The sequence below is a fragment of the Rhodocytophaga rosea genome, assembly GCF_010119975.1.
GTDB classification, from domain to species: Bacteria; Bacteroidota; Bacteroidia; order Cytophagales; family 172606-1; genus Rhodocytophaga; species Rhodocytophaga rosea.
Genome location: NZ_CP048222.1, coordinates 8371662 through 8395642, shown reverse-complemented (window position 1 = coordinate 8395642; position 23981 = coordinate 8371662). Strand labels below are relative to the sequence as shown.

Sequence of the window (23981 nt, the reverse complement as noted above, 5' to 3'; positions counted from 1 at the left end):
AAATTCAAATTAATCTATTAGTATTCCCCTGTTAGCCGCTAGAAACCAACGTATTATGAATTTTAAACACCAACCATCTACACCCTATTTATTATTGAAATGAAAACAATACTGACAAAAGCTGCTGTATATGTAAGTGCGCTTTGTATGACAATTACACTGCCATCCTGTGAATTACTAAAAGATGACGAAGATCAACATCCAACTCCTACCTGCCGGATTTCCCACATTAATACGCCCTGGGACGAAGACATTGACTATGCCTACGACAGCCAGGGTTTACTGGTAACCTTGAAAAAAGGGATCAGCTTAGTAGAGGAAACTGAATCTTCTACCATACATCTGTCTTATGATGCAAATAAGCAAATAAAAGAAGCCTGGGACGACCATGATCAGAAAATAGTATATGAGTACCAAGGCAATACTTTAGTGAAAACACGCCACTACCATGGACCTGTTCTTATATTCACCAGAGATTATGTGCGAAACGGTGCAGGAGCCATTAAAGAAGTGCAGATTCATGAAGGCGAAAAAGAACCGATATTCAGAAAATATTCCTATACCTATGACTGGAAAGGCAACATTATTCAGGAACTCAAATACTGGACATTTAAAGATAGCTTAACTCTGGTTTCTACGACCCTCTATAGCAATTACGATACAAAAAAGAATGTGGAACCATGGTATTTTCTGCCCGGAACCCTTAAAATGAAACATAATCCAGGTATTATCACCCATATCAGCCATATAAATAATGGCAGCAAATCTGTAAATGTGCTCACCTATCAGTATAACAAAGAAGGTTATCCTGTTTCTCTACAATACAAACATGACAATGAGCCAGCCTGGAATTATACCTATCAGTATGCTGACTGCCAGTAAATATAAAAATTAGCTGTAAACCGGAAGTATCAACATATACGAACAGATCAATTATTGATTTAGAAAAAAAGCGGCTTCAAACAGATGCAGCTTTTTTATTGTAGTACAGTGAAAAATTGATAAATATTACTTTCTGAATGCATGCGAATGGGGTATAATAATTTCTATTGAATAGCTTGAATATGTATATTTACTGAAAAAATTAGTTTTGCAAGCCATTCTGCTCATATTGATCGTAACTTTTACCAGTTTGTTTTTGCCTGAAGACATTCCAGCAGAGGCTCCACACTGGTACAGGCCTACGGTATACAATGATTACATTGATTTTTTTGATGCAGAAGGGGAGAAAGTAGGCAGGCTTGCCTTTGATCCGGCCAGTTCTAAAGCTCATTTCACTGCCAGAAATATTTCTCTTACATTTCAGACCAAAGGATTTTATGATGGAGAAATAAAAATCGCCAATAAAATCACCAGGAATTTGATTGGTATTATACGGAAGCAAAACCGGAAACGTAATACCTTGCTCATGTCGGATGGAAGAACCTATAGAATTGACCTGAAAGAAATGACTATATGGGAAGATGATGTACTGCTGCTGCAATTCCAGGAAAAAAATAAAAATGAGTTTGTGGTGCAAAGCTATGTGCATAACGAGCAGGAAATGCTGGAGTTGAATGCTATACTAATGTATGGCCGTATTGCCTGGATATTTAGTGGTGGAAACAGGTAATTTTATGTGGGTATCATCAACAAAAAAATGTTTTCAACTGTTTACAATTTATGCAAACAGTTGAAAACCTGGACGAACAATACAAACAATTTATCGAGTTTGGAAATATCTTTGATAAACCAACCAGACGCTACATTACATATTACCTCCAAAATAAAATAGACCGTAAGCCTCCATCCCTGTCACACCGGTTTAATAGTCCTCAATTCGATTACCTCAAAGAAGCCCTGGATCAGATTTTCTCAGATGCAAAAATGCTAAAGGTAACAAATGGCAATGAACATCTTTCCTCCCAGATTATTCATGATACCCTGCAATGGATGCGGAAGTCGCAACAGGAAATTAATAAGAATAATCCCTGCCAGGATGAATTTAACCGGCTGCAATCCTGGAAAGACCGCCCTTTACAGATTTATGCGGATACCTGGTACCACCTGACCAATTTTCTGAAGGAAACTTATACCAGAGAGCAAATTGATATTAGTTTTTATGAGGAACGATTGGATGATATTTTCCGGGATAAGGCCAGATTTCTGGCTTCCTTACAAATTCCATCAGATGAAAAACTTCCCATTGACCTGTTGCTGGATGATTTGCTTAAGCAATGGGAACAACTGCTGATCGAAAAAAGTCTGCGCTATGAAATGGAGGAAATGCACAAACAAGCTGAACAATTCACCAAATTACTATATGCCAAAGTGGAGGAATATGAGCAGATGTACGAATTGATTGCTCCTTTTGCGATGGAAGCAGGCCGTTTCTGGGATATGTCGAGAGGGCTGTGGAAACAAACAAACTTTGATTTATTGCAAAAATATTCTCAGCTGCTCAACAATGAAAAATCCATTCGGGAACTGGCTGACCTGCTGGGACGAATGCGTGAAGCCCAGACGGAAATAGAAGAGGAATTATATGAATATGCCATATCTAAAGCTGCTTGGCGTACTACTAGTGAACATAAATCGGAGATAGGTGGTATTTATGAAAGTGATGATTTGAACTACCTGCTTCCGGCAGAAGCCGTTTTGCTGGCAGACCCGGTAACTGAGACCGCTTTTTATAAAAAATATGCAGATAAAAATCTGCTTACGTTTCAGTATCAGGGCAGGGAAATGATCAAAGGCGAAGGAACAACTACAGGGATCAGGGAAAAAACCAGGCGTAAGGAAAAAGGCCCTTTTATTGTCTGTGTGGATGCAAGTGCGTCTATGGAAGGAATGCCCGAATATATTGCCAAAGTGCTTTGTTTTGCCATACTAAAAATGGCCGCCAAAGAGCAACGAAAATGTTATTTGATATCTTTTTCTACCGGCCTGCAAACAATAAACCTGCTTGAACTGGAATCTTCCTTAGACCAGGTGGTAAAATTTCTCTCCATGACATTTAATGGAGGTACTGATATTCATCCACCTATGTTTGAAGCGATGAACATGCTCCAAAGCCGGGATTATACAGATGCTGATGTATTGATGATATCAGATTTTATTATGTATGAGATGCGGGATGAACTGATCAAACGCATGAAAGCCGAGCAAAAAAAAGGTACCCGCTTTCACAGCCTTACTATTACAACACAGGCAAATCCAGCCATTGTAGAACTCTTCGACAACTATTGGGTATATGACCCGGAAAGCAAAGAAATTGCCAGGCAACTGGCGAAGGATCTGAAAAAAATAACATAAAAGCCTTTACTTTTTCAGTAAAGGCTTTTATGAAACAGCTGTTACCGTCTGAATTATTTGTTGTAAAGTTTTACCATCATAAATAGAGGGGAAATCCGCTGTTTGAATTTATAGATCATATCCTGAACTTCCTGTACCAGCAGGCTACCATATTCCATAGATTGCAGATGAATAATGTTTTCGCTCAAGGCAGGATAACGGCTTGTGTCAATGCCAATGAGTTGTGAACGCAGATCTTTCCACTCTTTTCTTAATTTATTGAAAGATACAGACTGTACATACGCATCCAAACGCTGTAAACTCATTTTCTGCTCACTTAAGCTAAAGTCCGAATCATCGAGCAAAGCCAGGTGTTTCTTCCGGTTTTTTAACTGCGTATCCAGCGTCCATTCCTGCTTGAAAAATTGTGGGTCGAACGGAAATACTTTGTAATACAAATCCAGAAATTGTTCAATACTAACTACCTGCTCAGTTGTACGGCATTCATTAATAGAAGTATTAATCTTTTCAATGGTTTTGATTCTGTGTACCTGGTTGTTCATAAAAAATCTGTTTATAGATAGTTTTCTTTATCTCAAATATCTTACCAAACTGTATTATGTAAGATTTTTAAGATTAATACTATTATTTTTAAAAAAGTAACCTACCTTATTTATGGTTTTTGGAGTATAAGCCGCAATTTACAGCTCTATTAAAAATTGAACTATAGTAATATGATACATGGCTTTTTGTAATTCGCAGTAGAAATTATATGACTTTTTGTTTAGAAAATATATTACATATCTTGTGATGTTAAATTAAATGATGAGGGTTTTTTTATTGACTTAATATGTATTGTATTATAAATAATAAGGCTAAATACATATAATGGAAAAAATATAAATGAATTTATAACAGCCTTATTATCTAAAAATATTCAAATACTAGTTACCTCTATTTTTTGAATTGCTTAAAGACTTTATTAGCTACAAAGAAAGTTAAAAATCATATGGATTTACTTTGAATAAACAGCCAGAAGGAACACTAAAAAAACTCCTTTTAAACCAGATTATCTGGTGGTTTTTAGAGTGACTGGTCTAAAATTTTACTTCAAAATTAATTGTGCCTTTTGCCCACTTATCTCTAAAAATTGCAAATTATCTTGTGTATGAGGGGATTCTGTTTTTCCATTTACCTGCCATTGATTATACTTCCCTGCCGGAAAAGCGAGTACTAGTTTCCAGTCAGATTTGCTTTGCTTTATATCAAATTGCAGGGAATTTGCTTTACGCTGGTAAGAGATAGAGATTGAATTATCACCTACCAAGCTATTATTTAACTTAGCATTTTCCCATCCGGAAGGCATCTGTGGCTGAATGTAGATTGTTTTTTCAAAAGCCCTGGGTTTAATGCCAAAAAATTGGATTATAATTGGAACAGCATAACTGTAAATATTCCAGGCTTGTGTAGTCATCCCATAATCCGGCGATACTTCATAAATAGACCCCGGAAGGCATAGCCAAATGTTTTAGTCATGCGTTGCAGATAATCCAAGGCTTTATCCGGACGACCATAATTATTCTCAGAAATAGCCTGAACACCTGTAGGTAAGGTCATAACTGCCCCGGTATATGAAAATATCTTTTTACCAGCTGCAAAGGAGCTTTCATCTTTACCGGCACTTTCATCCCGGTCTATGCCGGTTACAAACATGCCATAAGGATTTACAAACTGGCTTCCGGTTTCTAGAGCGGATAATGCTTTACTTGTGTCGGCAATCCCAGTTTCCATAGGTGTGTTTACAACCCAGTTATGGTGGAGTACAAAACCTTGTTTTTTTGTTGCCGGATAATTTTTTACTTTATTTTTAGTTTCCTGTAATTCTTTCACTGCCCATGGCTTTTTCAGTGTATCTGCCCGGACAATCGCATCATTTATCAGGTGACTGGCTTGTGTAGCCGTACCCACAAAATCTGCGTAAGAATTGGCTTCAGGTACCCAGAATTCAGAATTGATTTTTTTGCGTAAAGTATCCGCCTTGTTACGATACGAGCTGGCAATTTCTTTTTCACCCATGAGTTCCGCCATTTGTGCAGCATTAGCAAAAGCCTTTTGTGTGTACACTGCCACGTCTATCATTTCACTGTTTAGGCCATGAATTTCCATCATACCAAAACCATCCGGCAAGAGATTTTTATCTGTATCATTTTCCCTCAACAGCCAGTCTAACCCTTTTTTTACAACCGGATAATATTTCTGCAAAAAAGCTTTGTCGCCTGTCCATTGGTATACAAACCAGATAAGAGAAGCAAACTGGGGTGTTTCATTGATGTTTCCGGGATTAAATACAGCACCATTGGTAGAAACTTCATGAATGATGCGTCCGTTTCCATTCGCATTTTCGGATATCTGATAGAGCGCATCAATTGTCTGGTATACCAGATCTTTTCGTCCGGTAGCAATGGCTCCCTGTAAGGCATATTCACTATCTGCACCAAACCACCAGGGATAATCCGGTAAACCCGCTGTTAAACCCCGGCCTGTTTCAGGCACATCTCTCACAAGCCAGTCTGTATTATATTTTACCCACCGGAATGCTTGTTCGAGATTTTTATCCGGAATCGTTAATTGTGCCGTTTGAGCAATGGTTGCGTACCTGGCTTTTTTCTGTTGTAATAATTGAACAGGATTTTTCTGAACCTTTTCAAATGCTGCTTTTGCATCTTCCAGTGACTGGTAAGAGCCAGCAATAGTTATGGGTAAGCTTATACTTCCCTTGGGAGGAATATGTAAAGAGTAACTTAGTGATGCATTGGTGCCTTTGCCTATACGTTTAAAATCACACGTTTGGCTACCAATCTGGTGCTTTTGAGGTGAAAGGGTAGACCCATATACTACATACCAGCTATTGCTGCTGTCTTTGGCTACCATACTTTTGGTTGCTTCATCCCAGCTGGAAAAATCTCCGGCATCATTCATGTTCGTCCGTTCACCCAGCCATACGGGGCGTAAATCGACCATTCCATTGAACTCAAATACAATTTCTTTCTCTACAGAGGATTCGTTATATAAAGTGAATTCTACAAGAATAGCCTGTATGCTATCGGGTACAAACTGAAACCGTTCCACCCTGATTCCGGCAGGAGTAGAGTGATAAATATGTTTATTGGCAAATGGATAATTTACAAAAGTATCTGCCTGCGCTAAGCAATAGGATTGCCCATTGGCTTGCAGTGAAACAGTAAATCCGTCCATTAATTTGATGGGATGGTTCCATATACCTCCCATTTCGCCGGTAACATGCCAGCCTAAATCGGGAAACTGCCCATCCTGATGGCCGACCATGTATACCCTGTCACCTGCGGTTACAAATGGGGAGGCAAGATATTGTTTTTTTCCAGAGATGCTTTCTACTTCTGCCATCAACGATGGCAGGTTATTGTTTTGATGGTCCACATCCTGTTTACATTGAATGAGGCAAGCACCTATCAGAATGATCAGAAATACAGAAATTTTCGGTTGAGAAATCATATTGCAGGCGTTAGGGAATGTCAGGCAATATAACAAATTGAAATACCCTTAGGTAAGGAAAGCTCAGAAACTATGGCAGGCTAGTATGGTAAACGGTGAGGATTTAAACGAAAAAATACCAGATGGTAATTTACCATCTGGTATCATATAGAATAGAAACGGTTATTCCTTTTAATAGGTACTGACGCATTAGATTCTATTCCGTAAAAGCAATAAATTATTTACCTGCCAGGCAGGCAAGTAATTCCCTATTCTTCATCTTCAGGTTTTTTACGGGTAGTATCTACCGGTGTAGTTGGAGCTGATAATGTTGTATCAGTTGTAGTTCCTGCGCCAGAGGTAGACTTCGCATCATCTGAACTCTTATCCATCTTTTTATCAGACTTTTTAGTTGGGCTTGTTTCAGTCTGAGTTTTGGGTTGAGTCTCTCCAGATGTAGATTTTGTGTCGTCCTGTGCTTGTGCTGTCATAAAAGCTGCCGCTAAGGCAACGGTGAAAAATAATTTTTTCATTGTAATTAAGGATTTAAGGGTTAAAAATTCTCTATGAGAACGAGGATAATTTTAGATTATTTTATTTGTTAGAAAAAAATTTGGATTAAATCAATTCAGTAGTTGTTATATAGAAATATAAAATTGTATTATAATTATTTTCTCTCTTTGTAAATATCTGATTTACAGTTAAATATTTATTTTTTCATAAATATTGTTTTAATTAATCTTTTGAATAAAAAATTTACCTGTGGATAAAAGCATGAAATAAAAGTTTATTCCATAATAATATGACACACATGTGTAATCAACCAAATAAATTATAATTGAGTTAAATGTTAGTTATATCAATTCATTGGCGCTTTTATTATAATTTTTACTGAGTGTTATATGCAAAACATAATATGCCTAAGAATGTATATTTTATAATAAACGGTTCTGTGATGAATTGGTTTAAGCAAAAGATTTGAAGCAAATTATAACTGCCCAATATATTATTGCTTAATTGTGATTGTAGGGCAATACTCTCAGAAACTCTCATTAACAGGTAGGTGATGCACTTGCGTTCGGTAAAATTAGTACATACCTATAATTATATTCTGCCACATTCAGGGCATGATTAACGATCGCTGAAATTTGTGAAGGATCGGTTTAATAAATTTATTCACAACCTCTTATTGCCATGATAAAACGGGCATATGTTTTTTAATTTATACGCATTACAACTCATTTATTACAAGCGTATGAATCCAGCCTGCTAAACAGGAATCATAAAAAGGCAATGTCTTATATATGTATTTGTAACTTCATATAGCATCAGTGTTATCTGCTCTTTTAGAAATTTATCGTTGAATTTCTATAGTTACTTTCCCTACAAAACATGGCTGAACAAGTATCATTAAACTTCTCTGCTGACTGGCAGGAAGAGCTTAGACAAACAGCTCAAAAATATCATGTAATTGGCTGCTGGGTCGCTATTGTACTAAATCCCATTTGGGTAATTGGCGATTATTTTACATTGCCAGCTTACTGGAAAATCTTTTTCACCATCAGGATTGGCGTTGCTTTACTAACGGTTCTGGCGCTTATATTAAAAAAACAATTAAGGTTAAGCGCAGAAGCGTTGATATTTGTACCTGTAATCGGTATTTCCCTGCAGAACGCGTACATGTATTCTGTAATGGGAGCAGCGGATATTCAGAAACATACATTTGCCTATATTGCTTTATTTATTGGCGTAGGCATGCTGGTACTCTGGAAACCAGTGTATTCCGTGTTAATGGTCGTTTTATCTATCGTTGCAAATATTATCTTTTTTGCTTTATTCAGCCAGCTTACATTAGAACAGATTTTGTTAAATGGGGGTATGTTAACGGCAACAGTTGCTGTGTTTACCATTATATTGATTCAGACCAGGTATTCGCTCACAATTAAAGAAATTATGGCCAGGATGGCCTTGGCGCAAACAAATACACAATTGCTGGAGCAAAAAGATATAATTGAGCATAAGAATAAGAGCATTACGCAGAGTATTAATTATGCTAAACGAATACAGCTAGCTATTTTGCCATCAAAGGACCTGATCCGGCAGCATTTACCGGATAGTTTTATATTCTACCTTCCTAAAGATATTGTAAGCGGTGATTTTTACTGGTTTTCTCACAAAAATGGCAAATCTGTTATTGCTGCTGCTGATTGTACTGGTCATGGGGTGCCAGGTGCATTTATGAGCATGATCGCCAGTTCCCTGCTCAGCGAAACGGTAAATGAAAAAGGGATCACTCAGCCTGGAGCGATACTGGATACTTTAAGAAAAGGTGTAATTAAGGCATTAGCACAAAGCGGAAATCCGGAAGAGGCCAAAGAAGGACTGGATATTGCCTTATGCAGCTATGATCAGGAAAGACAGACATTGGAATATGCCGGAGCTTTTAATCCTATGTATTTCATCCGGCAGGGACAAGTCACGGAGATAAAGGCTGACAAACAACCCATTGGAGTGTATCCTGGCAAGCAAACAACTCCCTTTACCAATCATTCATTCGAAATATTGCCTGGCGATGCTGTCTATATATTTACTGACGGTTTTGCCGACCAGTTTGGCGGTCCAGAAGGTAAGAAATTCCGCTATAAACCTTTTCAGGAACTACTCTTATCCATCCAATCTGAAAGAATAGCTACACAGCAAGAACAGCTTCAACAGGCTTTTAATAGCTGGCGCGGAGAAACCAAACAGATTGATGACGTGCTAGTAATTGGCATGCGGTTTTAGTAAAAAGCATGAATGTAAGCTGGATTACTTTCCCATGATATTTTAATAAACCAGAAAAGACTTGCTGTTGCCAGGCCTTTATTAGTAAGCCATTTTATGACACCCCTACTTTCTAGAAGACATATAGTTAAATTCTACTTTATAATTATTTTCTCCTGCCTTTTCTTTTTTGTCATTGGCACAACACTGTTGCTGTTTTTATTTGTGGAGAATAAAGAAAATGGTTTCAGTCTAAAATTATATTTCGTGCCCATTTTTAGTATAGGATTTTATTATTTGTCCTATTATAGTGTTTACTTACATTATAAGAATGCCCCTATCATACAGGTTGATTCAAGTAGTATTTCATTTAATAAAGAGATTTTTTTGTCGGCCGATTTGAAACATATTGAATTTACAGGCAAAAGAAGTTTTTCAGTTTTCTTTAGTTATGATATGGAGTCTGCCAAGTTGCAATTTGGTAACGGGCAAACCAGGTACATATATGACAGTATGTATCAGAATGCATGGGAAATAAAAACGTTTTTAAAAACGATTGTAATTGATAATAAAAGTTATTCCAGGAAAAAAATACTACAGATTCACACATCCGAATTCAGCCAGGAATGGTTCGATACCTTCAAAGGAAATCAGTTCCTTTCATTAAAGAGAATAAGCCTTTGGCTAATATTTGGTACGATTGTCTATACGTTTATTATAACTGATCATTTAAAGACAGACTGGGGAGGGTTATTTTTAGTGTTAGTTGCTTTATATTGGTTCTTTTTCCTTTCCTGGCAAATGCATTATTATAAAGTATCACAGACTTATTTTGTGGTAAATAATCATAACCTGATCTGGATAAACAAAGCATACAGACTGGCAGATATACATGAAATTGTATTTGAAACACGTGGGAATTTACCTAATTGTTTGCGGATGATTACCAAAGATTTCAGAACGGCACTCTATCCGGCTGGAACTTTAAGAGATAAAACTTGGCTTGCACTCAAAGCAAAACTGGAGACCCATAATATTCCTGTACGGAATGAGTGTATTTAATCAAACGGGCTAAATTTATTTCTGTTAATTTTTAGTCATTACCTTGCATCTAATTCGTAATGTCTGCCTAACAACCAATAACAACCAACTAACAACAATCGAAATATTAATAACTCCATTCCCGTTTCCAGGTATCAATAATATCGAAGGAGATTTTGTAGCCTGTTTCCGGAGCCCTGTGATTGGTTTGTGAAATTACACCATATACGCCTAGCCGCAGCCTTCGCCTGGCACCGAGTTTAAATATCCGCTCAATACCTCCAAATACTTCTTCATATCTATAATTACTTTGCTGAATCCACATCGCACCGGCACCAGCGACCGTACGGATCTTGGTTTTTTTGATCAATGGCAGGTTATTGATCATGGCTCCGTTGAAATGATGAATATAATGGCCTTCCAGAAAAAGCCCGGTGGCTGAAAGGGAAGTGTCCAATAGTTGGAAGGAATGGAGCGGATCGGAATACAAATATGGGTCTGACTGGCGGAAGCGCTTCAGGTCTACATAGGGCAGGTTTTTCGTATTTACAAACTTTCCGGCCATCAGCGCATATCTGGAATTGCCCAATGTACCCAGCAGCAGGTTTTGTTCAATGCCTAGTTCTATATAATCAAAATTTACGTCGCTCGTCAATAAGCCGTTCCAGCCTCTCCGGTGGCTGATGCTGAAAGTAGGAAACTTGCTGCCTAATACTACTTTCTGGTTAGGTTCGCTCATAAACCGCTGCTTAGGCGTATACGCCAGGCGTACAGTACTGATCAGAGCCTGGTAATTTTCAAAAACTAGGGGATCATCTTCATCAATCACCCGGTTGATGATAGATGTGCGGTCATAATCTTCTACCGAATGCCGGTTATGAAAACCTAGTTCTGTACCTAAATACAGGCCGTTTACCAGTTCAATCCGGTGAAACAGATCTACATGCTCATGCAAAATATAATTGGAAATACGGAGCTGGTTGAGGTAGGCATCAAAGCTGTTAATGGAATGAAACGACCGTCCGGCACGTACCGATACATCGCCCAGGCGGTAGGGTTGATATCTGGTCCAGAAGCCAATACTGCCTTGCCAGTCGGTGTTTTTCAGGCCGATGGAAAAAGAGGCAGAGGTATACAAGCGCCTGCCATTTTCAAATCTGCGGAAATACGAAACATACGGACCCAGCCGGAAACCGCCAATCACTTCAAAATTGATCAGACTCAACAGGGGAGAGATGTAAATATTGCGCTTAGTGGCCTCTTTCCGGAAACCTACGCCATGGTACAATACTTCTCCGACCGTAATTTTATTGAATCTGGTTTCCACCGAATCCAGATATGCTTTCGTTTTATGGGCGGCTTCCACACTATCCCGGTAAGCAATCACTTTTTGCTGGTCTATTGTGAGTGGTTCTGCCCTGGCACTTTTCCAGTAAGAAGAATCTCTTTCATATGCTTCTTTGGTGGTAATGGATACTTCATTGCCGAAGAACTTAGGAGGAAATACATAATCTTTCTGAAAATCGGTAAACACCCAAACGGTATTTCCCTGAAATGATTTGGCACCGGCTTTTGTCTGGTATATAAATTCCTGCCTGGATGGAATCCATACTTCTTCACCCATATTCTGATACGTTTGCTTAATGGTAAAGGCATCGTAGAATTTCAAGCCACCTTTTTCAAGCGTGAGTTCCAGCCGGTTAATGTTCCAGGTGCTATCATTGATATACAAAATCCCTTTGCAAGTGGCATCTCCGGTTTTCCGGGGTGTTACCCTGATTTTATATACGACTTGCGTATTTTCTACCAATACCTCTTCCAGCTTATACTTATACGACAATACAGCCAGTTTACTTACCGGTGAAATAACAGGCACTTCAGAAATGCCTTTCAGATATACCAGGTTCTGGTAAAAGTTAAAATCTGATTCATTAAAAACCGGAATAAATAACCCTTCTTTGCTGCCATAGGCTTTAAAGCCTGTCCGTTCTTCTTTATATTGATCAGGATATTGAAAATTCAGCGTGAGTTGCATTTCCACCATATTGATGCGTTGCAAGCGTTCTTCTTCCTTTTTCTTTTCTGCGGCAAACTGGTCAAGGGGAGGGCCTTCTTTGGAGGATTCTTCCGCTTCTTCTTTATCTGCCTGAGCTTTCTTTTTCTTTACATCAATCACTTCTGTAGCTCTCAAATATACCTGGGTTCTGGCCGTTTTTACCTGCGTGAGGAACTTTTCTTTGTTGTCAATCACATGTTGAATAATTTCATAAGCCGGATCTTTGCGGCTGGCTTTTACAACTACTTCATTTAACTGGGCATTGGAAGCAGGCAATATCATATCCTGTTTGAGCGGCTTATCTGAAATAATGACCTGAATCGTTTTAGGCTGGTAGCCAATAGAGGAATATACCAGGTTGTATACTCCAGGATCTATGGAAAGAAAATAATACCCCTTCGCATCTGTGGCTGTACCAGTATTAAGTTCCCGGACAAATACGTTGGCAAAAGCCACTGGATTATTATTTTCATCTTTTATAAATCCGCTGATGTTTTGGGAAAAGGCAGGAAAAAATAGCAAGGTTAAACACATTCCAATGAAAATAAACCTAATGGCCGGTTTCAAAACGCAGGGTTGGAGCATAGCTGGTATGGATCTCAATAAACGTATAAGGAAATTTTGTACAGGCGTACTTTACCTAAAGTCTAAGTAATGACCCGCGAATGATCGGAAAGGTGTTTACACAAATGATAAATAAATTGTAAGGATGATCATTAATAAAATACCTGTACATAGCAAAATCTACAATGATTGAGTATAGGGGAATTACTTTTCATACGAACGCAACTAATCTGATATTCCGTTTTTTTGTAATTACAAATGAATGCCTGCAACAAAACCCGGCCACATTTCCAGATGTGAACGGCCGTTGTTTGTATGATATATTCTTAAAGATTCGGGTGAAATGGGGTTCCTGTCATGATCAGCGATGAATGTATTGAACGTGATTCCACCAAACAGATGAAAAACTACCTTTCTCAAACTGATTTTATACCCAGCAGTAGCTCTTGCCCTTGTAAGCAGGCTGAGTTGTTTCGTCAGTTTTCCTTGCTGATTTACATGGGCTATTCCTGCATCATAACTATAAAAGAAATCTTTTCCTGGCCTTTTTATCTGCCCGATACTGTAACCGACACTCCATTTTGGCTTGTAGAAATCATTTCCTGGCAGCAGATTGTACCCAATACTTACCATATTCTGTATCCTCAGGGAACCAGTTGAAATCTCCAGGTTACTGGCAAAAAGTTCGCTGGTATACAGCCGGACAAATTCATTTCTGGTATTGAGGTTAAATAATCCGATCGGCATTCCTTTTCCATGTTTACCGGAATTAAGATTGATAAGTCCAATCTGTGTACCTGCCATCTCACCGCCGATATTGACAACACCTACCTGAAAGCCATTCATGCGTCTGGCTGTATTTATCAGGCCAAGTTGTAAGCCGGTATGATTCACCGAAATCAGGGAACGTTTGCTTTCAATTTCCCCGGCCTGGTTGAAAGCGCTCAACTGAATGCCATGCAATTCGCCATCTGTATAATTATACAAGCCAGCTATCTGTAGCCCATCTACCGATTCCATAGAAGCGTTTGAAATACCAGCCAGCTGTATGCCGAAAGTATAGGTTTTTACCAGATTGGAAATTCCGGCAAATTGTACGCCCTGTAAAGATTTCTGAACTATATTAATGCCTCCGGTGGTTTGCCAGCCAAATGCATTTCCGGCAATAATATTGGTAAGCCCGGCGATCTGTAAGCCCTGCAGATTCGATTCTGTATTTTCCTTTTTTAGCTTCTGTTTTTCCTGCGCTGTAAGTCCCACAAATTTATTCCCGCCCACCACATTTGCTAAACCTCCAATTTGCACGCCATACACATGATCCTGATTGAAGTTAGACAATCCACCAATTTCCACAAATTTGTTTCCGGCAGAATATCCGGCCAGTAGATTAATAGAAACAGCATTGGTGTATTCGCCTGGATGAATACCATGTGTGCTGACTCCGGGAACGAGCGCCAGTTGCAGGGTGCTATGCCTGAATTCAGGTTTTGTAGCCGGAATCGCAGGGAAATTGCCAGCCGAAATGACCTTTAAATTACTGATATCAGGCTGACTAGCTGGCATATAAAAAGCTTGGTCCAGATGAGTTATATGCGCAAAGCGGCTATTGTCAGGCAATGTTTGAGCATCTGAAGTTGCAAAATTAGACCGGAGGAATTGCGGCTCATCATTTTCTTTCTGAGCAATATTATTTCTGAAACTTATTTTGTTTGAAAGATAAGCCTCTTTGGAAGTATGGCGGATAGTTGAAAAATCGCTATTATCAGCCAAAAAGATATATGAGTTTGGTTGAATGGATGGCTTTTTGGAAATAGGAATGAGGTGTTTTTTAGGCTGTGAGCCAGTTATATTAGCAGGTTTCTTCAAAGGCGTTTCTATCATTTCTTTCAATACAATCTGTCCGCCGATGGCCTGATACTGAATGCCAGCTTGTAAACTTATCTGGTCAAGGAGTTTATCCAAGGGCTCATTTTGCAGGCGGAGGTTTATCTTCTTTTGTAGGGGAAGCTGGTTTTTGAAATAGGAAAAAGGAATCTGATAATTGATTTTGATTTCATCCAGAACATCTGCAAGTGTTTTATTTGTAATGTGTACCGTAACTTTGGTGTCAAGCAGGGAGGATTGAGCATAAGCAGGTTCAACCATCAGGCAACTAAAGGCCAGTATAATGCTGGGTAGCCACTTTTTGAGGTTTATTTCTATAGCTGTTCTCATGTGGTTATTGACAGCCTTTGCCTGATAAAATATACTGATTTCCCTGTTTCTGATAGGAGATGTCAGAGCCAAACGCAAAAACCTGTAATACATCTTCCAGGGGAGCCTGGGTAAACGAACCGGTAAAACGGCAATTCAATAGCAGCGAATCCGTAACTGTAAAATCAATTTGATAATACGTTTCCAGGGTCTGCAATGCATCTCTGAGGGCTATATCCTGAAATACTAGTTTTCCGGTTTTCCAGGCCAGGAAGTTCTCATTTTCATTACCACTAACCGTAATTTTTTGTCTGGCTTTATTTAAAACCCCTTTTTGCCCAGGTTTTAGCGTTACTTTATGGTCTGGCTGAGTGTTCTCAAGGCTGAATGCAACTTTTCCGCTGAGTAAATTCACTTCCACCGTAGGTTCCGCTTCGTAACTGCGAACAGTGAATGTTGTGCCGAGTACTTGCGTTACACTGCTTTGTGAATGAATGATAAAGGGTTTCTCAGCATTTTCAGCTACTTCAAAATAAGCTTCGCCTTCCAGAAATACTTCCCTGATATTCGTATCGAATTGTTCCGGATAACGTAGCTTGCTTTGCGAATTCAGCCATATTTTAGTTCCGTCTGCCAGTACAATCATCTGGCTGGTTTCCTGGAGGCTAGCTTTCTCTATCCACTCTACGCTACTTGAATTGATTTGCCATATTCCCCAGCCAAGCGCTGCACTAATGAGTAATACCGCAGCAATATTCCGGACCCAGCTAAACAATTTTCGATGATTTCTTTCAGGAGATGGCTTGATAGTTGCAAAACTGGTAACTGGAATTTCTCCCGGAGATACTTTCTTCCAGGCTTTGACTGCATCAGGTGTAAACTTATCTAAAGTTTGTTGGGAAGCCTGCCATAAGCGCTGCCACCGCTGGAAATCCTGTTCATTCTTTGGATTTACCTGCCGCCAGTTTTCGATTTCCTGCTTTTCCTGCAAACTGCATTCACCTGCCAGATAAGCCGCAATGGTTTCAAAATTCATATCGCTGCCTGTTTAGAACTAAGACAATTTTGCCAGGCAAGAGGCCTAAGAGGAAGTTGAAAAAAATTAGAAAATATTTACCAGCACCACCAGCATTTTATCCCAGTGCTGGTCCATGTACAAGCGGAGTTTATGTAGTGCGATTCCCATTTGGGCTTTTACCGTTTTTTTGGAAATGCCTAATTCTGCTGCAATTTCTTCATAACTCAACCCGGCGTTCCGGCTCAGCGAAAAAATAATCCGGCACCTTTCCGGCAATGCCTGAATACCATGTTGGAGAATGGTTTGCAATTCCTGATAGGAGAGTTCATCATCCGGAGAAAGCGCTTGTAGATGCTGATTTTCTAAGTTTTCAGACTGAAAAGGAAATCTCGCATACTGGCTTTTTAGATAATTGAAAGAAGCATGTTTAACAGAAGTAAACAAATAAGACCGTACAGCAGAAGTAATATGCAATTCATTCCGTTTTTGCCAGATCTGAGCAAACAAGCCGGAAACAATTTCTTCGGCTACTTCTTGATGTTTTACAAATTTGTAGGCATACTGGCACAGCGTTGAATAATACCGGTGAAATAAGGTTTCAAACGCCTTTACATTTCCAGCGGCCATATGGCTGAGTAAATCTAAATCGGAAAGAGGCGGCATATTATTCATCAGGTAAATAACGAGCGAATTAGTAGAATGCGTAAGAATCAGTAAATTAAGTTTTTGGATGGGAATCTGGCAATACTAAGTATATATTTACACAAATAAACAAGGCTAGTTTTATGCCTGTCTTCGTTCCTCCACCTTAGCTAAATTGTTTTTCTATGAAAAAAATAAATGTACTATGCTATTATCTGTTTGCTTCAATAGGTGTGGCCTTTTTAAGCAGCCCGGCCACTGCGCAGAGTGTTAAAAAATATACCCAGAATGTAGAACCACAAGGCGCAACATCTGTGCAGATGCAGTTTACACAATCGGCTGGTACGCTTAAAATGAGTGGTGGCGCCACCACTCATTTAATGGAAGGTGTGTTTACGATGACTAATCAGGCATGGAAACCTGAAATATCGTTTACTAACCAGAATAATAAAGGAACTCTGATTGTAAAGCAACCTGGCGGCAAAAATGTAAACATGGACGATGGTGATAGCAATGACTGGCAGGTTCGTTTGAATAACTCGATTCCTATGGATATGGAGCTAACCGTAGGTGCCGGACAAAGTACCGTTGATCTGCGCAATACAAAGCTGAGTAAACTCCATTTGAAAGCAGGTGCCGGCGATTTTACAGTCAATCTGGCTAATACCTCAGTGCCAACATTAGATATCGATGCTGGCGTAGGGGAGATGAAGCTTGACCTGAGTGGTAAATGGTCCAATAACCTGGAGGCAGAAATTAATGGGGGTATCGGAGAAATCACTTTAAAGCTTCCCCGGAAAACCGGCGTACGGGTAAAGGTAAATGGATTAGGCAGTATTGGACATGAAGGGTTTAAAAAAGAAGAAGGGTATTATGTAAATGAATCATATAAAAAAACATCATCCACCTTACAAATTGAAATAAATTGTGGACTAGGCAGTGTAAACCTAGAACTGGAAAAGTAGCAGATTCTAAGAATTTCTGTATCTGTATTCCCATTCCCACACTTGTCCGTCTTGTTCATCCCATGAAGTGCCGAATAATTCGAACCCGTTTTTCCGGAGAATTCTGGTAGAATAATTTTTTTCAGGCGACGTTCTGGCTCTTATTTTCAGAGTTGGATCTGCCTCTAAGGCAAGCCTGACAAGTTCTTTGCAAATAAGTGTACCTAATCCTTGATGCTGGTATTGCGGAAACGTACCATAAACAATCTCAACTGCACCTTTCTGAGGTACTCCTTTGAAGGAAGCACTGCCAATCAAAGTATCTTCATTCTGTGCGAAATAGCCGATCCAGGGAGGAAAATAACCTGTCTTCTCATAAAAAGCTACAGACTGTTTCAGGCTTTCCACACAATCCGGATGATTAATAAAATCTTGATTATCTGGTAATAATTCTTGTATAGGCAGTAGTTTCATTAGTATAACAGATAATCAATAGATGAATAGGAAAAAAGTAATAGTCATATAATCAGTTATACGAAAAACACGGTTGCTTTGATGAATATTTTAATAGTTTATCAAAAAAAGTGTTTTAAACTATATAATTGGTTCTTGATTAATTAAATTTTATAAAGTAACCCGATTCATCTATAGAAAATTATGGCTTAATCACAATCCGCTGGCTTACAATAAAATCAGTGAGCTTGCTGAGGAAATAGTAAGGAAACACTTCCGGGGAAAGGATATAGAGCTCATCTTTCTGCTGGATATTGCCTCCGTCATCAAAAGTAAATTCCATATTTTCTATAAATCTGGCATTGTCATCCGGGATATCCATATAAGTCCGGAGGCTACCAATAGCATTGCCGATCTTGCTGGAATTGATTTCTACCTGGATATAAAATATGAGGTCGAAAAAACGTACCGACAGCTTTTTGTCGGAAGCCTCCAGCAACTGGATTACTTCCGGACGGGCATTGATGAGTTCTTTTAGTTCATGAATCATTTCTGCCCCGTTCTTTTTCACATCTTCGTATTTTTTTACAAGGGCCTTAATGTCTTCCAGGCTGAAGCGTATTTTGTCCATAGCGATAAAGGTTAGTTTCTAATAGAATACAAATATTAGAACTAATCTCTGGATTTCCATATAAAAATCAGCTAACTCCTTACTTCTTCTCAGGAGTGACCGGCGCTGCATTGGATTGCCCGGATCTGGAATTCTGCAAGGCATCTGTCAGGTCTTTAGCCGGATCTTCCGGGGTTTCAGCTTGTTTTTTCTTAAGCATGAACAATTCTTTCAGGGTATTAAAACTTTGCACATGCAGCAAACTAAAACCGGCTACGGTATTATTATTGTTAACATTCGGATTTAATACATTAAAGGTGTTTTTGTTATACATTTTCACCCTGAATTTTCCATCTTTACTCAGCATATATTCCACGGTCCAGTCGCCAATTACACTCATGGTATTAGATTGATTCTGGGCATTGGTAAAACTTCCGTCTCTGGTTACTCTCAACCTGCCATCAAACAAAGAGTACGACAACCTAAGCTGGAAGGCATTAAAAGCATCTTCATCCAGGCCATTCAGATCCAGGTCAATTTCCAGGTTCTCGTCTACCTGCGAAGCCCAGTAACTGAGCTGGTTTGACAATAATTCACTTACGCTATTTCCCACAGAACCTTGTACCCCACTGAAAGCCCCTTCCGGAGATAATTTCCGGAGTACCATCAGGCTGAATACCTGGCGGTTTAATTCCTGCTCATCCGTATGCAAACGGGCCTCATAGGCCGGAATGGCGGTACGGAACAAAGGAACATTTTGCGGATAATCATTGAACTTAATCCCCAGGTCGATATCGGGCGACAACAGATCGCCGGTAAGATTTAAAAGCACCGTTACCGGGTAGCGCCGGTTGTATTCAGGTCCTTCCAGGGTAGGGTCGTTCAGAATAGGAAGCAGGGAAGCAGTTTGATCATAGCTGGCTTTGATATTTAACATACCTCCATACGGATCTCCAGACCAGCTGACAGAGCTACCAGGATTTACCTTAAATTCTTTGTTAATGGCATTCAGCAGGGTAAAATTATAGAAGCCTTTTGTAATGACGTAGTCGCCAAACATGGTAAAATCACCTTTGGTATCGATCTGCATCTTGATTTTGCCATTGCCATTTCCCCTAATAATATCACCGGCTTTCAGATCGAAAATGATCTCGCAATAAGCATCCGGGGTGATATCGAAATTAAAATCCAGTTTTAGACCGCTCAGGTTGATCTGTTGCCCGGCGATTTGCTCGGTAGTATCAGTGGCAAGCTTGGATTTACTTACAAACTTAATGTATTCCTGCTGTTCAACGCCTTTGGAGGAGCCGCTGATAGGGATATATATCTTGGTACCTTTGTTACTGAGGGCATTGGCTGAAATATTCAGGTTACTCACCGCACCCAGGATTTCAGCAGTACCGGTAGTAATAGCGGTACCATAAAACAAATCATTGTCCTTGGCACTGGTGTTCAATACTTTAAAGTTCCTCATCCGGAAACGGAGGTCAAGCACAAAATCCCGGAATCCATCATGAAACACCCCACCGCTTACAAAAGCCACATTGTTGGCATCATCCAGCAACTGGAGTTGTTTTACCCCAATTTCATTTTCACTGAAATACACTTTGTCATCGAAATGATACGTAGTATTCAGGTAATTATACTTAAACTGGCCATTGTTCACCAAAACCGTTCCTTTCAACAGAGGACCGGAAAGCATGCCGGTGATTTTAAGTGTACCACTGGCATTGCCTCCTAAATTGGATACCTGGCTTTTGAAGAAGGGTTCAAGTATTTCCAGGTCTGTCTTATTTAAAGTCGCCAGCATATTAAGTGCATTTTCTTCGGCCTGCGGATCATAATTTCCGGTAAGACTGAGAATCTGGGTGCCCATCCGGAAAATATGGTATTTTACCCCGATCAGCTTATTCGTTTTATCCCAGGTTGTTTGCCCGTCTATATCACCGATTAGAAAATTATCCAGTACAAATTCTTCTACCTGCAATTCACTTTGCAGGTTCAAGTCATGGTAAATATCCCGGATTGTAACTGCACCATTGGCTGTTCCCAGTAAATCACGTCCAAGGATCGGATTTAACGTTTGCAGGTTGAAGTCTTTTACGGTAAGTTCTACTGCTTCAGAAGCTGAATCTGAAACTACACCATTTACAGAGATCATCTGGTAGCGGTTCGATACAGTCAGGTCTTTAAACTGAATTTCTTTTCCGTGAATAGTGACCAGGTTATTGTTGGTAATGTGCCATTCATTATCCAGAATCTGGAAATGGGAAGGGCTGAATTGTAATTGCTGATAATTGTGAAAAAAGCGTAAAGCACCCTTCAAATTGGCATAATTGGTACTAGCTGTCTGGCGGATACGGGTATCAAAATCGATCTGTTTGTTTCCCCAGATGGCTTCTACCGTTAAATCTTCAGTAGCCGGAACATTTCCCAGTTGCTGCCGGTCGGAGTGGATATAAGCTTGTGCCAATACAGTGGCGCTATCGGCAAGCTTGGAAGAGGTAATGTCTATTTCTGAGTTGTAAAACTTGTAATTTTTGAAGGCAACCGAATCAATCCGGGTATTAAAGGAAACGATGGCAGCCCGTCCGCTGACAAAGGAACCTTCTATTTGCGTTTTTTTGGATATATACAGAGGAGGGTAGAACAAAGCCAGCAGCGGATTAATATCTTTCAGATCTGCCTGAATGTTCATCCGGTAATTTTGTTGATTGATTTTATTTTTGCGCTGGTAATAGCTTTCGGCAGCAGCCGCATCATCAAAATTCAACTGGTATTCTTGTAATAACTTTTTCCCATCTTCATAAGCCTGGCTGTATTCAAAATTGCCATGCAGGTAGGTTGAAAAGAAATCAGAATCTATATTTAGAATGCGTCCTATGCTGTCTCTGGAGGAAAATACATAGACAGAATCTACGATCAGATCCCGGTTTTGATGCAGAATATAGGCATCAGTAAAATAGGCTTCTCCTACGATTTTATCAATGGCCAAGCCCTGGAAATTTACATTCAGTCTGGTACTTATACTTGTTTCTGTATTTGTAAAATGCAAAGGTTGTAAATTGGCTTTTTGCAGATCAGCATCAATATCAAACAAGTTTTTGTTATTCCGTAGATCTACCTCTCCATTCGCCGTAAATACCAGGTTACTGTCTTTTACGGCTACATCTCCTTTAAAACGCTGTCTGCTTAAACTGCCATTTACAACAATATTCCGGTAATTGTACTGGTTCACACCCAGCCGTTTTACATTTGCTTTTAAATCGAGAGAAGCTTCCTGCACAGTAAATCCTTTCCCTTTTATAGTGCCGCTCATGTCCAGCAACTGTAATACTTCTGGCTGATTTAAAAATTTTCCGATGTGAAAACCATAAGTAGTTAATCGTCCGGAATAGGTGGAACTGGCGCTTTCCTTTTTTAACTTCAGGTTGATATCAGATACGATCTTTCCCAGATCAGTTTCAAAAGCGCCATTAGCTACAAAGTCATTGGGAAAGCCCAGAAATTTGCCTTTCAGGGAAACCCGGCCGAATTTACGGGTGCGCAGGTATGCATTTACATCCGGAATGTATTGCTTCAGATCAGAAGTTTCGATTACTGAAGGGAGTAAGTCCAGGTCAATAAAAGTTTCATTAAAATTAGGCAAACCGGTAAAACTGATATTTCCCTCAATAATACTTTGTTTGCCAAAACGCAGGTCAGCATCTTTGAGACGGAAACGGGTTACTTTGCCATTAAAATCGCCGCTTACCATCCATCTTTCATCATAGCGTTTGAGGTACGGAGCAAACAGCGCCAGATCTTTCGAATACACATAGCTTTGTGCCAGATGAGCATTGATGGTGATCTTGTTATTAAAATCACTCAGATCTGATGGCTTAGCATACTTAAAGGCTACAAAATTCCGGATAACACTGTTACCAATTTTGGCATACAGGTCTGATGCTTGCATGGATGTTTTGGTATACCGGAAGGCTGTAGTCAGTTGTTTTATATCTAAATGTGTATGGACATCAACCCCGGTAAGATCATCTACATCAATTTCAATCGTATCGGCTGCGAGCCGGAAGTTATAAGCCGTGGCCTTGATACTATCTATAGCAATATGGTGGTAATCAAACCCATCACGAATGCTATCCTTTCGGAGGTCGGCATAAGAGAAAAATACATTTTCCAGGTTTACCCGGTCTATGGAAAATACAGGAGATCTGCCTGTACGGGTAGTATCTTTGGGACGCGTCAGGTCATTAATGGCCAGGATAAATTCATCCATATTCAGCGTGCCATCCTGTTTATTTTTAATCAACCGGACCTTTGCCTGATTGAGAATAACCTCGTCAATGTTAATATTTCCTTTGGCCAGCAGTGAAGCAATTTCGAAATCGACCGATAGTTCGGGTACTTCAATCATGCGCTGATTGGCCCGGTCAATAATTAATACATTCTCAAACAAGGCACGGTCGAGCCATTCAATACGCACATACTCTATGCTTACCGGGAAATGCAATGCAGCAGAAACTTCTTTTGCTGCCCGTTGTGCCAGCAGGGTTTGAATGGCAGGAATTTGTAGCGCAGCCGCCAGGCCCAGTAACAGCACCAGCACAAATGCCAGCGTGAAAAGGAGGGTCCTGATGATTACTTTTTTAATAACTTGCGCCATGATTTAGATTACCGTTCCACCCACATGCTGGAACCCCATATATAAAACTTGTGTTAATTATAATTATTTTGTGAGGTAACCTGAATATTTTCCTCATCTTTAACACAGATTGCAAAGTAATGATTCGGCTTTCAGGTGCTAATTCTTAGACATTTCTGATGTATTTTAGTTTAATCAGTTATTTCTAAAAATATTTCATTACCGGGCAGTCTATTTAAAATTAAGCCTTTAAAATGGATTTATTATAGTCC

The 23981-nt window shown here is 39.4% G+C and carries 17 protein-coding genes; 6 read left to right on the top strand and 11 right to left on the bottom strand.

Annotation, left to right across the window (positions count from 1 at the left end; genetic code table 11):
• Nucleotides 1-99 precede the first annotated feature (99 nt).
• From GXP67_RS34510 to GXP67_RS34500, 3 genes are all read left to right on the top strand, one after another.
• A complete protein-coding gene (locus tag GXP67_RS34510) occupies nucleotides 100-882 on the top strand; it encodes a hypothetical protein (RefSeq protein WP_162447339.1) in 783 nt (260 codons plus the stop codon).
• Nucleotides 883-1090: 208 nt separating this feature from the next.
• Nucleotides 1091-1612 (top strand): hypothetical protein, encoded by a 522-nt coding sequence (locus GXP67_RS34505; protein WP_162447338.1) that lies wholly within the window; start codon nucleotides 1091-1093, stop codon nucleotides 1610-1612.
• A gap of 50 nt (nucleotides 1613-1662) precedes the next feature.
• Nucleotides 1663-3294, top strand: coding sequence for a VWA domain-containing protein (locus tag GXP67_RS34500; protein ID WP_162447337.1), 1632 nt, complete (start codon nucleotides 1663-1665; stop codon nucleotides 3292-3294).
• A gap of 53 nt (nucleotides 3295-3347) precedes the next feature.
• On the opposite strand, the gene GXP67_RS34495 is transcribed toward GXP67_RS34500, so the two are convergent.
• From GXP67_RS34495 to GXP67_RS34485, 4 genes are all read right to left on the bottom strand, one after another.
• On the bottom strand, nucleotides 3348-3836 hold the full coding sequence (locus tag GXP67_RS34495) for a hypothetical protein (protein ID WP_162447336.1): 489 nt from the start codon (nucleotides 3834-3836) through the stop codon (nucleotides 3348-3350).
• 542 nt (nucleotides 3837-4378) lie between these two features.
• The gene (locus GXP67_RS37640; RefSeq protein ID WP_232064761.1) at nucleotides 4379-4747 is read right to left on the bottom strand and encodes a hypothetical protein; all 369 of its coding nucleotides are present in this window, start codon (nucleotides 4745-4747) and stop codon (nucleotides 4379-4381) included.
• On the bottom strand, nucleotides 4744-6804 hold the full coding sequence (locus GXP67_RS34490; RefSeq protein WP_232064759.1) for an alpha-L-rhamnosidase-related protein: 2061 nt from the start codon (nucleotides 6802-6804) through the stop codon (nucleotides 4744-4746). The genes GXP67_RS37640 and GXP67_RS34490 overlap by 4 nt, the downstream gene beginning before the upstream one ends.
• A 248-nt stretch (nucleotides 6805-7052) precedes the next feature.
• Nucleotides 7053-7316 (bottom strand): hypothetical protein, encoded by a 264-nt coding sequence (locus GXP67_RS34485; protein WP_162447335.1) that lies wholly within the window; start codon nucleotides 7314-7316, stop codon nucleotides 7053-7055.
• Nucleotides 7317-8175: 859 nt separating this feature from the next.
• Between GXP67_RS34485 and GXP67_RS34480 the strand changes: the two genes are divergently transcribed.
• Nucleotides 8176-9567 carry a PP2C family protein-serine/threonine phosphatase gene (locus tag GXP67_RS34480; RefSeq protein ID WP_162447334.1) on the top strand — a complete coding sequence of 464 codons (1392 nt, stop codon included), beginning with the start codon at nucleotides 8176-8178 and terminating at the stop codon, nucleotides 9565-9567.
• 435 nt (nucleotides 9568-10002) lie between these two features.
• Nucleotides 10003-10608, top strand: a complete 606-nt coding sequence (locus GXP67_RS34475) for a hypothetical protein (protein WP_162447333.1) — start codon at nucleotides 10003-10005, stop codon at nucleotides 10606-10608.
• A 106-nt stretch (nucleotides 10609-10714) separates the two neighbouring features.
• Here GXP67_RS34475 and GXP67_RS34470 read toward each other — a convergent pair whose 3' ends face one another.
• The 4 genes from GXP67_RS34470 to GXP67_RS34455 all read right to left on the bottom strand — a co-directional run bounded on the left by GXP67_RS34470 (nucleotide 10715) and on the right by GXP67_RS34455 (nucleotide 17081).
• A complete protein-coding gene (locus GXP67_RS34470) occupies nucleotides 10715-13228 on the bottom strand; it encodes a DUF5686 and carboxypeptidase regulatory-like domain-containing protein (RefSeq protein ID WP_232064757.1) in 2514 nt (837 codons plus the stop codon).
• Between the two features lie 231 nt (nucleotides 13229-13459).
• A complete protein-coding gene (locus tag GXP67_RS34465) occupies nucleotides 13460-15421 on the bottom strand; it encodes an STN domain-containing protein (RefSeq protein WP_162447332.1) in 1962 nt (653 codons plus the stop codon).
• A gap of 4 nt (nucleotides 15422-15425) precedes the next feature.
• Nucleotides 15426-16436 (bottom strand): FecR family protein, encoded by a 1011-nt coding sequence (locus GXP67_RS34460; RefSeq protein ID WP_162447331.1) that lies wholly within the window; start codon nucleotides 16434-16436, stop codon nucleotides 15426-15428.
• 66 nt (nucleotides 16437-16502) lie between these two features.
• Entirely contained in the window at nucleotides 16503-17081 is a 579-nt protein-coding gene (locus GXP67_RS34455) for an RNA polymerase sigma-70 factor (RefSeq protein WP_162447330.1), read from the bottom strand.
• Nucleotides 17082-17245: 164 nt separating this feature from the next.
• Between GXP67_RS34455 and GXP67_RS34450 the strand changes: the two genes are divergently transcribed.
• On the top strand, nucleotides 17246-18025 hold the full coding sequence (locus tag GXP67_RS34450) for a toast rack family protein (RefSeq protein WP_162447329.1): 780 nt from the start codon (nucleotides 17246-17248) through the stop codon (nucleotides 18023-18025).
• Nucleotides 18026-18031: 6 nt separating this feature from the next.
• On the opposite strand, the gene GXP67_RS34445 is transcribed toward GXP67_RS34450, so the two are convergent.
• From GXP67_RS34445 to GXP67_RS34435, 3 genes are all read right to left on the bottom strand, one after another.
• Nucleotides 18032-18478 (bottom strand): GNAT family N-acetyltransferase, encoded by a 447-nt coding sequence (locus GXP67_RS34445; protein ID WP_162447328.1) that lies wholly within the window; start codon nucleotides 18476-18478, stop codon nucleotides 18032-18034.
• Between the two features lie 181 nt (nucleotides 18479-18659).
• Nucleotides 18660-19088, bottom strand: coding sequence for a hypothetical protein (locus GXP67_RS34440; protein ID WP_162447327.1), 429 nt, complete (start codon nucleotides 19086-19088; stop codon nucleotides 18660-18662).
• A 79-nt stretch (nucleotides 19089-19167) separates the two neighbouring features.
• Nucleotides 19168-23730, bottom strand: coding sequence for a translocation/assembly module TamB domain-containing protein (locus GXP67_RS34435; protein WP_162447326.1), 4563 nt, complete (start codon nucleotides 23728-23730; stop codon nucleotides 19168-19170).
• Between the last annotated feature and the right edge of the window lie 251 nt (nucleotides 23731-23981).

Coding starts and splice junctions, on each gene's coding strand:
- GXP67_RS34470 (WP_232064757.1), bottom strand. CDS start 13,228: ATGCTCCAACCCTGCGTTTTGAAACCGGCCATTAGGTTTATTTTCATT.
- GXP67_RS34440 (WP_162447327.1), bottom strand. CDS start 19,088: ATGGACAAAATACGCTTCAGCCTGGAAGACATTAAGGCCCTTGTAAAA.
- GXP67_RS37640 (WP_232064761.1), bottom strand. CDS start 4,747: ATGACTACACAAGCCTGGAATATTTACAGTTATGCTGTTCCAATTATA.
- GXP67_RS34495 (WP_162447336.1), bottom strand. CDS start 3,836: ATGAACAACCAGGTACACAGAATCAAAACCATTGAAAAGATTAATACT.
- GXP67_RS34445 (WP_162447328.1), bottom strand. CDS start 18,478: ATGAAACTACTGCCTATACAAGAATTATTACCAGATAATCAAGATTTT.
- GXP67_RS34465 (WP_162447332.1), bottom strand. CDS start 15,421: ATGAGAACAGCTATAGAAATAAACCTCAAAAAGTGGCTACCCAGCATT.
- GXP67_RS34500 (WP_162447337.1), top strand. CDS start 1,663: ATGCAAACAGTTGAAAACCTGGACGAACAATACAAACAATTTATCGAG.
- GXP67_RS34510 (WP_162447339.1), top strand. CDS start 100: ATGAAAACAATACTGACAAAAGCTGCTGTATATGTAAGTGCGCTTTGT.
- GXP67_RS34460 (WP_162447331.1), bottom strand. CDS start 16,436: ATGAATTTTGAAACCATTGCGGCTTATCTGGCAGGTGAATGCAGTTTG.
- GXP67_RS34435 (WP_162447326.1), bottom strand. CDS start 23,730: ATGGCGCAAGTTATTAAAAAAGTAATCATCAGGACCCTCCTTTTCACG.
- GXP67_RS34480 (WP_162447334.1), top strand. CDS start 8,176: ATGGCTGAACAAGTATCATTAAACTTCTCTGCTGACTGGCAGGAAGAG.
- GXP67_RS34485 (WP_162447335.1), bottom strand. CDS start 7,316: ATGAAAAAATTATTTTTCACCGTTGCCTTAGCGGCAGCTTTTATGACA.
- GXP67_RS34450 (WP_162447329.1), top strand. CDS start 17,246: ATGAAAAAAATAAATGTACTATGCTATTATCTGTTTGCTTCAATAGGT.
- GXP67_RS34455 (WP_162447330.1), bottom strand. CDS start 17,081: ATGCCGCCTCTTTCCGATTTAGATTTACTCAGCCATATGGCCGCTGGA.
- GXP67_RS34490 (WP_232064759.1), bottom strand. CDS start 6,804: ATGATTTCTCAACCGAAAATTTCTGTATTTCTGATCATTCTGATAGGT.
- GXP67_RS34475 (WP_162447333.1), top strand. CDS start 10,003: ATGGAGTCTGCCAAGTTGCAATTTGGTAACGGGCAAACCAGGTACATA.